This is a genomic window from Pseudomonas sp. 22085 (assembly GCF_052045815.1).
Lineage (GTDB): Bacteria > Pseudomonadota > Gammaproteobacteria > Pseudomonadales > Pseudomonadaceae > Aquipseudomonas > Aquipseudomonas glycinae.
This window is the reverse complement of record NZ_JBQEQA010000029.1, coordinates 66333-76689: the sequence shown is the minus strand read 5'-3', so window position 1 is coordinate 76689 and position 10357 is coordinate 66333. Positions and strand designations below refer to the sequence as shown.

The 10357-nt window shown below is 57.7% G+C and carries 6 protein-coding genes; 4 read left to right on the top strand and 2 right to left on the bottom strand.

Going from position 1 to position 10357, the window contains the following annotated elements; all coding sequences use genetic code 11:
• The 3 genes from ACTJK7_RS27035 to ACTJK7_RS27025 form a co-directional block, all read left to right on the top strand.
• Positions 1-3587 (top strand): RHS repeat-associated core domain-containing protein (locus ACTJK7_RS27035; protein ID WP_440819236.1); only part of this gene is annotated, 3587 nt, incomplete at its 5' end.
• Positions 3588-3640: 53 nt separating this feature from the next.
• On the top strand, positions 3641-4015 hold the full coding sequence (locus ACTJK7_RS27030) for a hypothetical protein (RefSeq protein WP_234420609.1): 375 nt from the start codon (positions 3641-3643) through the stop codon (positions 4013-4015).
• 42 nt (positions 4016-4057) lie between these two features.
• Positions 4058-5032 (top strand): tetratricopeptide repeat protein, encoded by a 975-nt coding sequence (locus ACTJK7_RS27025; RefSeq protein ID WP_108560415.1) that lies wholly within the window; start codon positions 4058-4060, stop codon positions 5030-5032.
• 144 nt (positions 5033-5176) lie between these two features.
• On the opposite strand, the gene ACTJK7_RS27020 is transcribed toward ACTJK7_RS27025, so the two are convergent.
• Both ACTJK7_RS27020 and ACTJK7_RS27015 read right to left on the bottom strand, forming a co-directional pair.
• Positions 5177-6967 (bottom strand): bifunctional diguanylate cyclase/phosphodiesterase, encoded by a 1791-nt coding sequence (locus ACTJK7_RS27020; protein WP_108560418.1) that lies wholly within the window; start codon positions 6965-6967, stop codon positions 5177-5179.
• Between the two features lie 133 nt (positions 6968-7100).
• Positions 7101-9185, bottom strand: a complete 2085-nt coding sequence (locus ACTJK7_RS27015) for a carboxy terminal-processing peptidase (RefSeq protein WP_170929008.1) — start codon at positions 9183-9185, stop codon at positions 7101-7103.
• Positions 9186-9366: 181 nt separating this feature from the next.
• On the opposite strand from ACTJK7_RS27015, the gene ACTJK7_RS27010 reads away from it, so the two are divergent.
• A complete protein-coding gene (locus ACTJK7_RS27010) occupies positions 9367-10329 on the top strand; it encodes a zinc-binding dehydrogenase (RefSeq protein ID WP_064378698.1) in 963 nt (320 codons plus the stop codon).
• The last annotated feature ends 28 nt before the right edge of the window (positions 10330-10357 follow it).

Below are 10357 nucleotides of genomic sequence, written 5' to 3'. Positions count from 1 at the left end.
CCCGAACCTGCACCAACGGGTGTCCGGTGTCGATGGTCACCGGCGAAGAGCTGCTGACGCTGACCGATGGCGTGCTCGACGGGCTGCTGCCGTTTGAGTTCAGCCGCTTGTATCGCACCAGTGCGGTCGAGATCGATGTCGGGCTGGGGTTTGGCTGGAGTCACTCGCTGGCGCATCGGCTGGAGGTCGATGGCGCTGCGGTGGTCTGGGTTGACCACGAGAACCGGCGCACGCGGTTTCCGTTGCCGAGTGTCGAGCGGCCGGAAATCCACAACAGCTTGTCGCGGGCGGCGATCTTTCTGGGGGATGAGCCGCAGGAGCTGATTGTTGCGCTGGCGGGTGAGGCGGCGCGGTTTTATCACTTTCGGGCTGGGCGTCTGACGGCGGTCAGCGATGCCTACGGTAACCGGTTGCGTATTACGCGGGATCGCCTGGATCGCATTGAGCGCCTCGACAACGGCGCTGGTCGTTCCTTGTTGCTGCGCTATGAGCGGGCGCATCTGGTCGCGGTCGATTATCAGGTTTTTCGGGAGTCTGCCTGGCGCACCGAGCAGACCCTCGCCCGTTATCGGTACGACGCCCGTCATCGATTGATCGAGGCGACCAATGCGGTCGGCGAAAGCGAGCGTTACGACTACGACGACCAGCACGTCATCCTGCAACGGCAACTGGCCGGCGGCGCGAGCTTCTTCTGGGCGTGGGAGCGCGCCGGCAAGGCGGCGCGTTGCGTGCGGCACTGGGCCTCGTTTTCGCAGATGGATACGCGTTACGTCTGGGATGACGCCGGCCGTGTCACGGTGCATTACGTCGATGGCACTGAAGAAACTTACGTCCACGACGACACCGCGCGGATGGTGCGTCAGGTTGCCGCCGACGGTGGTGAGCAGCTCAAGGCCTATGACGCGCAAGGCCGGCTGGTCGCCGAGCAGGATGCGCTGGGGGCGGTCACCGAATACCGCTACGACGATGCCGGACGGCTGATCGCGCTGATTCCGCCGGACGATGCGCCGACGTCCTACGAGTACCGCAATGGTTTCCTGCACAGTCGTTCACGTGGCGATGCGGTGTGGACGTACCGGCGCAATGCCCAGGGTGACATCACCGAGGCGGTCGATCCGGATGGCCATGTCACCCACTACCACCGCGATGCACAGGGGCGGTTGCTGTCGATCCGTTATCCGGATTCGGGTCGGCATGTGTTCGTGTGGAACGACCTGGGCCAATTGGTCGAAGAAAGTCTGCCGGACGGTGGGGTTCGCAAGTTTTCCTACGATGCGTTGGGGCGGCGGACGACGGTTCAAGACGAACATGGCGCGGTCACCCGTCACGCCTGGGACGCCGTTGGCCGGCTGATCCAGACCACCTCGCCGAATGGCGCCACCCGCGCCTGGTCCTACAGCGCCTACGGCCAGATCACCGCCGAGCGCGATGAACTGGGGCGCATCACCCGCTACGAATATGACGATGACCTGCATTTGGTCAGCCGGCGGATCAACCCCGACGGCACGCAACTCCGGTACCGCTACGACCATGCGCAGCTGTTGCTCACGGAAATCGAGAACGAGTCCGGCGAAAAGTACCGGCTGGACTACACGCCCACCGGACTGATCCGACAGGAAACCGGCTTCGATGGCCGGCGTACCGCTTACGCCTACGACCGCAACGGCCACCTGCTGGAAAAGACCGAGTTCGGCGACGACGGCTCGACGCTGGTCACCGGCTATCAACGTGATGCTGCTGGGCGATTGCTGCTCAAGACCCTGCCGGACGGGGTCGAGGTCAGCTACCGGTATGACCGTTTAGGCCGTTTGGTCGGCGTGGATGACGGCCAGGATCACCCGCTGGCCTTCGAATATGACCTGCAGGACCGGCTGGTGCGCGAGCATCAGGGCTGGGGCACCCTGCGTTACACCTACGACGCCTGCGGCCAGCTCAGCCGGATGCGCCTGCCGGACAACAGCAAGCTCGATTATCACTACGCCAAGGGCGGCGCGCTGACCGCGATTGACCTCAACGGCGCCTTGCTCACCCGTCACGTCTACCAGAACGGCCGCGAACAGCAGCGCCAGCAAGGCCTGCTGCTCAGCGAATATGCCTACGATGAACAGGGCCGCTTACGCGCCCACGCCGTAGGCCATCAACGCAGTGCGCTGTACCGTCGCGACTTTGCCTACAGCGCCAACGGCAACCTCGAACACATCGCCGACACCCGCCACGGCCAGCGCAGCTACACCTACGACGCCCTCGACCGGCTGATCCGCGTGCGCCACACCCGCGACGATGTGCCGGAAACCTTCGCCCACGACCCGGCCGGCAACCTGCTGATGCAGGATCGCCCCGGCCCGACGCAGATCAAAGGCAATCGCCTGCAAATGCAGGGCGACCGGCACTACGACTACGACGCCTTCGGCAACCTGATCCGCGAACGCCGTGGCCGTGCGCAAACCCTCGTCACCGAATACCGCTACGACAGCCAGCACCGCCTGATCGGCCTCACCCGCCCCGACGGCACCAGCGCCACCTACCAATACGACGCCTTCGGCCGGCGCATCCGCAAAACCGTCAACGGCCAGACCACCGAGTTCTTCTGGCAAGGCGACCACCTGATCGCCGAAAGCAGCCAGGAACAGCACCGCAGTTTCATCTACGAACCCGGCACCTTCCGCCCATTGGCCATGCTCGACGGCAAAGGCCCGAAACGCGCCTGCCCGTTCTACTACCAACTCGACCACCTCGGCACCCCGCAGGAGTTGACCGACTACAGCGGCGAGATCGTCTGGTCAGCCAAATACAGCGCCTACGGCAAGGTCACCTCGCTGGAGCTCGCGACCGAGGACTACTTGAACCAGCCACTACGGTTTCAGGGGCAGTACTTCGATGAGGAAAGCGGGCTGCATTACAACCGGCACCGGTACTACGACCCGGACGTGGGGCGGTACCTGACGCCGGATCCGGTGAAGCTGGCGGGTGGACTGAACCAGTACCAGTACGTGCCGAATCCGACGGGGTGGGTGGATCCGTTGGGGTTGAGCTCCAATTGTCCGCCGCCGAATAAGCCGGGATGTCCGGTGCCTGGTGATGTCAGTGGCGTCAAGGTTCATGAAGGTGAGCCAGCGCTGCCAAAGATGACTGCGCAGGAGCGGCGGGCGAGGATTGATGAGTTGGCGGAGGCGAACGCGAAGCGTGAAGTTTTGAAACTGGAGAAAAAGTACAAAATGCACACCGTCGCGAAGCATAACCCAGAGATATCTGATAAGGCGCTGAAGCAGAGATCCATTGACGGTAGTCATCCAACCCAAAAAGGTCAGAAAGGTCCAATAAGACCTAGCTCTCAATTTAAAACCTGGTTGCTACAACTTAACGCAATAAATGATGCAGTAACTAGGATGGAGAGAAAGAATCCTACTCCAACAGGCTATACCCAGGATGGAGATCCTGTTATTAGAAAAGAGATGCCTGGTGGAGGTAGAGGCTACAAGCCGAATAAGAAAGATAAAAACAATCCTAAATTCATAAAGGATCTTAATTTTTCAGAGGTTAGGTTTGATCAAGTAAGTGGCAAGCCTTATACGGCTTTTCCAGATTGAGGAGTGACAATATGTTGAGGTGGCCTAAGTTTAATACGCCATTTGAGCCTACAATGCATTATTGGTTGGGTGGGATTTCCGTGTTTGATAGAGAGGAAACTCTCGGGGCAGAATTGTGGGCTTATAATCCAAATGATCAAGGGGATAGAGCTGTAGTTATTCGAAAATATATATTGCGTCGATTCGAATGTTTGACATATCGGCACCGGTTTTTGTTAGTTGAAATGCTGAAAGATGCACTGTTGTTCCCTAGTTTTGACTTTTCATCCTTGTTTAAAAGTGATGATGAAGCGAATATCTATTTGGCTTGGGACGAGACTGAAATCTTTAATTCTAGAGTTTTTTTTGAAGAAATATATGGGGCGGCACTTGAAGAGTGGGAGGTGGATCTGTACCGGGCTGGTTTGGAAGATCAGTCTTTGTGGTAATGCTAATATTCGAAGTTGGCAATTGGATTTGGAGGGCTGGTAATGGTTTCGGTTCTATTTTTTATTAAAGTATTTGTATGTGCTTTATCCTTGGCGATCATGACGGATGTTTTAGCTGATGACGCGGGAGATCTTCTCAGTTTAATGGAGCAGGGGAAGTGTCATCCAGCAGCGGATAAACTTCATAAAGTTGCTTTAACTGGAAATTCGGAAGGACAATTAGCATTTGGATACGCTGCGAGCCAGAACCTCTGCGGAGCGGTTGAATTAGGGGGAAGATACTCCATAGATTGGTTTCGTCTTGCTGCGGAGCAAGGTAATGCTGTTGCGCAAGCCGAACTAGCTAGAAAACTCGTTGGCACGTGGAACGCAAAAAATGAAGAAGAAGCTTTAGTTTGGTATCGATTAGCGGCAGAGCAAGGAAATGCTAATGCTCAATTCGGATTGGCGCAAATGTATGATCGTGGGCGATATGTGTCAAGAAATATACCAAAGAGCGATAGCGCTGCCATGGATTTATATTTAAAGGCTGCAGCGCAGGGACATGTGACCTCATATCTTGTTTTGTCCCAGATTTATCGAAAAGGTCAGCTTGTAGAGAAGGATGAGTCTGCTGAGGCTTATTGGAATAAGAAGGGTGCTGAAAGCGGTGATAGTTATGCTCAAAATAGATTGGCTGATATGTATAAGAATGGGCGAGGAGTTATAAAGAGTGATGTGGAGGCAAGGTCCTGGTATAACAAGTCCGCGAAACTTGGTAGCTCTTATGCTAAAACGAACTTGGCCAAAATGCTCAGAGATGGCGAAGGAGGACCTATTAATACAGATGTGGCGATTCAATTATTTAGAGAGGCTGCGGAAGCAGATGAGCCAAATGCACAGTATGAACTTGGAAAAATATACTTAGAGGGGTTGTTGGGGGTGCGGAGAGATAGGTCTAAAGCCGAATTCTGGATGATAAAGGCTGCAGAAAAATTCCATCCCCTCGCAGTTCTGGAGTTAGAAGAGATGGATTGATTGAAGGAAGTGGATTCGTCGAAAATAGAAAAAAGCGGAAATTTGATAGCGGGTGGTTTGAATTTTATATGGAAAAGTCGTAGTGGCCGCCCCCACTCTGCGAGCAAGCCAGTTCTCACAGGGTATTTTGGGTGTTGGGGGATATTAGCGTTGGCCTATTGTTTGTGGAGCAAGGAGTTCTGGGACGGTAAGGCTATCAATCACATGCACGCTATACCCCGGAACATTCTTCGCATGATGCTTCGCCTGCGAAGCCATCTCTGCCAACTGACTCGCATCCAGCTGCTCACACGCTTCAGGATGCAGATGCACCACGCCAATGGACAATGACAGCAACGGAAACTCCTGACGAATACCCTGGCGGTTCGGCGCAACAAAACATCCAGCCTCAAGATGTTCCGGGCGGTAGAAGCGTCGGCATTGGCTCTGGAAGTCATCAAGCAATTGGTTCAGCCGTTTGCGCCAATCCTCCGGGCCGAGCACCAACAGGAAATCGTCGCCGCCGATATGCCCGACGAAATCGCGGGACGGGTCGACGCGTTCGTTGAGGCATTGCGCCAGACACAGCAACACCTCATCCCCACGCCCATACCCATAGATATCGTTAAAGGGTTTGAAGCTGTCGATGTCGACATAACAAATGACCGACTCGCGCCCCTGTTGCAGCAATCGAGTCAAACATTGCTGAATCGGCACATTCCCCGGCAACAACGTCAGCGGATTGGCATAGCGGGCCTGCTGGATTTTCAGCTCGGTAATCAGTTTGAGCACGTCAATCACCCGGCCCAGGCCCAGGTAGCTGCCGTTGAGGGTGATGATGAAGTCTTCTTCGATGCGTTGCCGGGCGCGGCTGGTGATCAGGCGGCTGACCTGTTGCAGCGACTGGCTCATTTCCACGGCGAGGAAGTCGTCGTTCATCAGGCGGCTGATCGGTTTGCGGGCGAACAGGTCGGTGGCGAACGGTTTGAGCAGCGCATCGGATAACGAGTGACGATGAACGATGCCGCACGGCTGACCCTGTTCGTCGAGCACAGCCAGCGAGTTCAGGTTGGCCTGGCGGCGGAAGGCTTCCAGTACGGTGGCAGTCGGTGTTTCGCGATTCACGGCCGGTTGATCGTTGAGCAGAGCGCTGAGATCGCTGCCTTCATCGTTCAGTGCAACGGCGCTGCTGTCGTGTTTGGGCATCAAGGCGCGGGCATCGCGCGGCGGGTGTTCCTGAGGGCGACCCAGCAGGTAGCCCTGCACCAGATCCACACCCATCTCGGTCAGCACCGCCAACTCTTCCGGCAACTCGATGCCTTCGGCAATCACTTGAGCTCGCGAGGCCTTGGCGATTTGCAGGATCGATCCGACAAACTCGCGCTTCAACGCATCCTGATGAATGCCGTCGATAAAGTGCCGGTCGATCTTCACGTAATCCGGCCGCAGCTCCGACCACAGGCGCAGGCTCGAATAACCGGCCCCAAGATCATCGAGGGCGATCGAAAACCCCATCGCCCGATAGTGATGCAGTGCTGTTTGCAGCAACTGGAAATCATCGATTGGCGTCTGTTCGGTGAGTTCGATCACCACCTGACTCGGTGGAATGCCGAAATCCTGAAGCAGCTGCAGCGTGCGCCCCGGCTGGTGCGCGGCTTCAAGCAAGGATTCGGGAGAGACGTTGAGAAACAGCTTGCCCGGCAATTGCTGTTCGTTGAAACGACGACAGGCGCTCTGGCGGCAGGCGATTTCCAGTTCGCTCAAGCGCCCGGCCTGGCGGGCCACGGCGAACAGGGCAATGGGGGAGTGCAGTGGGCTGTTGGACGGGCCGCGGGTCAGGGCTTCGTAGCCGAGAATGCGCCGTTCGGAGAGGCAAATGATCGGCTGGAACAGGCTGTGTAATCCGCTTTGAGTCAGGATTGAGCTCAAGGCACTCAGCTGTTCGGTCGTGGTCATGGCAATCTCTGGCGATAAAAAAGGACCGGGAGCGTTCTCGATGAAGAGAACCGCTCCCAGTCCTTTATTGCACGACAGAATGATGACTGTTTGATGACGATCCGGGGATCGTCAGCATTAAATTGCCATCACCTTACTTCTTTGCGACCTGGTTGCTCAGCTTCAGGTAATCCAGCAGCACGCGCCCGGTCTCGCTCAGGTAGGCGTCGTCTTCCGGTTTGACCTTGTCCGGCTCGGCGGCTGCCAGGGCGTCGTCGTCTTCTTTCTTCAACTCTTTGAGCGGTTCTTCGCCTTTGGCCTTGCGACGGATGTTTTCCATCGCCAGTTGCTTGGCGTCGATGTCGGCGTGCTGGGCACGGCGTTCGGCTTCATTGAGGCTGACGGTTTTCTCTTCCAGCAGCTTCTGCGCCAGGGCCAGCTTGTCGCGGATGAACACGAACTCCGCGTCCTTGGCGGAACGGGTGTCATGCTCGGATTTCAGCTGGGCCAGGTACGGCTTGAACGGATCGCTCGCCGGTTTGATCGCCGCACGGATGGTGTCCCACGGCATGGCTTCCGGCAGGGCGCTTTCGCCGATTTCCTTGGTGTCGATGATCGACGGGTAATCGATGTCCGGCAGTACGCCCTGATGCTGGGTGCTCTGGCCGGAAACCCGGTAGAACTTGGCCAGTGTCAGTTTCAGTTCGCCATGGTTCAGCGGCTGAATGGTCTGCACGGTGCCTTTGCCGAAGGTCTGGCCACCGATGATCAGCGCACGGTGGTAGTCCTGCATGGCGCCGGCGAAGATCTCCGAAGCCGAGGCGGACAGGCGGTTGACCAGCAGCGCCATCGGGCCTTTGTAGAACGCGCCCGGGTTTTCATCCTCAAGTACATCGACCCGGCCATCGGCGTTACGCACGAGCACGGTCGGGCCCTTGTCGATGAACAGGCTGGTCAGCTCGGTGGCTTCCTGCAGGGAACCGCCGCCGTTGTTGCGCAGGTCGATGACCACGCCGTCGACTTTCTCTTTCTGCAGTTCGGTCAGCAGTTTCTTGACGTCGCGAGTGGTGCTCTTGTAGTCCGGATCGCCGGCACGGAAGGCCTTGAAGTCGAGGTAAAACGCCGGAATCTCGATCACGCCCAGCTTGTAGTCCTTGCCGTCCTGTTTCAGGTTAAGCACGGACTTCTTCACGGCCTGGTCTTCGAGCTTCACCGCTTCACGGGTGATCGGCACGATCTTGCTGGTCTGGTCGTTCGGCGCATTGCTGGCCGGGATGACTTCCAGACGCACCACGGTGCCTTTCGGGCCACGGATGAGTTTGACCACTTCGTCCAGACGCCAGCCGACCACGTCGACCATCTCCTTGTTGCCTTGGGCAACGCCGATGATCTTGTCGGCAGGAGCAACCTGCTTGGTCTTGTCGGCCGGGCCTGCCGGCACCAGACGCACGACTTTCACCTGATCGTTGTCGCTCTGCAACACGGCGCCGATGCCCTCGAGGGACAGGCTCATGTTGATGTCGAAGTTCTCCGCGTTATCCGGCGACAGATAGTTGGTGTGCGGATCGTAAGACATGGCGAAGGTGTTGATGTACGCCTGGAAGATGTCTTCGGCGCGGGTCTGGTCCAGACGCGCCAGTTGATTCTTGTAGCGTTTGGTCAGGGTTTCCTGGATCTGCTTCGGCTCTTTGCCGGCGATCTTCTGCCGCAGCACTTCGTCCTTGACGCGTTTGCGCCACAGGTCATCGAGTTCGGCGGTGGACTTGAGCCACGGAGCGTCCTTGCGATCGATCAGCAAGGTTTCCTTGGTGGTGAAGTCCATCTTGTCGACGCCTTTGTTCAGCTCGGCAAGGGCGAAGTCCAGACGCGCCTTCACGCGATCCAGATAGCGCTTGTAGATGGTGAACCCGGCGTTGAGGTCGCCGCTCTTGAGGAAGTCGTCGAACTGGGTCTTCCACTTGTCGAATTCGGCGATGTCGCTGGCCATGAAATAGCTGCGCGACGGGTCGAGCAGCTTGATGTAGCTGTCGTAGATGATCACCGAGCGCGCATCGTCGAGCGGCGGCTTGCTGTAGTGGTGACGCTTGAGCAACTCGACGACGTTCAGACTGGCGATCACTTCGTCGCGATCAGGCTGTAACTTGTCCCAGCTGTTGGCTGCGAATGTGGTGCCCGACACCGGCAACAGACCGATACCGATGAAAAGAGCGAGGGCGGTGCTGGGGAGCAGATGCTTCATGCTGATTCGACGCGGGGACAATTGATAACGCATATTAGGCCGTCTTTGAAGTCGCCGGTACCTCTACGCTCTGTACGATAACTGCTGTTCAGCGTTCGTTCAGACCCCAGGGCCGGTCGCATAATGCAAAAAGCCCGGCGCTACAGCTTCGGGCTCAGTCCAGACTCACTATGGAGGCACTGTGAAGGCATTGCAAGGCGTTGAAGGTCAAGTGGCATGGGTTGATGAACCAAGTCCTACATGTGATGTAGGACAAGTTCGCATCCGGGTGGCGGCAGCGGGCCTCAATCGCGCGGATTTATTACAGAAAGCCGGACTTTATCCACCCCCTCCAGGTGCCAGCCAAGTGCTGGGTCTTGAATGCTCCGGGGTGATCAGCGAGGTCGGCGCGGGCTCGTCCTGGCAGGTCGGTGACCGGGTCTGCGCCTTGCTGGCCGGGGGCGGGATGGCGCAAGAGGTGGTCGTCGACGGACGGCATGTGCTGCCGGTTCCGGAAGGCGTGTCGCTGATTGAAGCGGCGGCGTTGCCCGAGGTTTACGCGACCGTCTGGCTGAATGTGTTTCAACTCGCTGCGCTCAAACCGGGTGAGAAAGTTCTTCTGCACGCCGGAGCCAGTGGCATCGGCTCAGCCGCCATTCAACTGTGCAAGGCTTTCGGCAATCCGTGCTGGGTCAGCGTCGGCTCGGCCGAGCGGCTGGCCTACTGCGAATCGCTGGGTGCCCAGGGCGGGGTGGTGCGCACCGACGATCTGGAAAGCCTGCGGGATTTCGGGCCGTTCGATGTGATTCTGGATCCGGTGGGCGGCAATTATTCGGCGTTGAATCTGAAGTTGCTGGCCCAGGACGGACGCTGGGTGCTGATCGGTCTGATGGGCGGCCGTGAGGCAAAACTGGATCTGGCCCAGGTGCTGGCCAAGCGCGTGCAACTGCTGGGCTCGACCCTGCGCAGCCGTGACGATCAGTTCAAGGCCGATCTGTTCAGCGATCTGAGCCAGCACGTGTGGCCGCTGTTTTCCGAAGGGCGCCTGAAGGCGCAACTGGCCAAGGCGTTCCCGATCAAGGATGCCGAGGCTGCGTTTGCAGAACTTGCGAGCAACACCGTGGCAGGGAAGCTGGTGCTGGTGATCGACGAAAGCCTGAGCTGATCATCAATGCTTGTGGGAGCAGGGCTGC

What these genes read in the sequence shown, in the direction of transcription:
- ACTJK7_RS27025 (WP_108560415.1), top strand. Translation starts at nt 4,058, where the DNA reads ATGGTTTCGGTTCTATTTTTTATTAAAGTATTTGTATGTGCTTTATCC.
- ACTJK7_RS27015 (WP_170929008.1), bottom strand. Translation starts at nt 9,185, where the DNA reads ATGAAGCATCTGCTCCCCAGCACCGCCCTCGCTCTTTTCATCGGTATC.
- ACTJK7_RS27020 (WP_108560418.1), bottom strand. Translation starts at nt 6,967, where the DNA reads ATGACCACGACCGAACAGCTGAGTGCCTTGAGCTCAATCCTGACTCAA.
- ACTJK7_RS27030 (WP_234420609.1), top strand. Translation starts at nt 3,641, where the DNA reads ATGCATTATTGGTTGGGTGGGATTTCCGTGTTTGATAGAGAGGAAACT.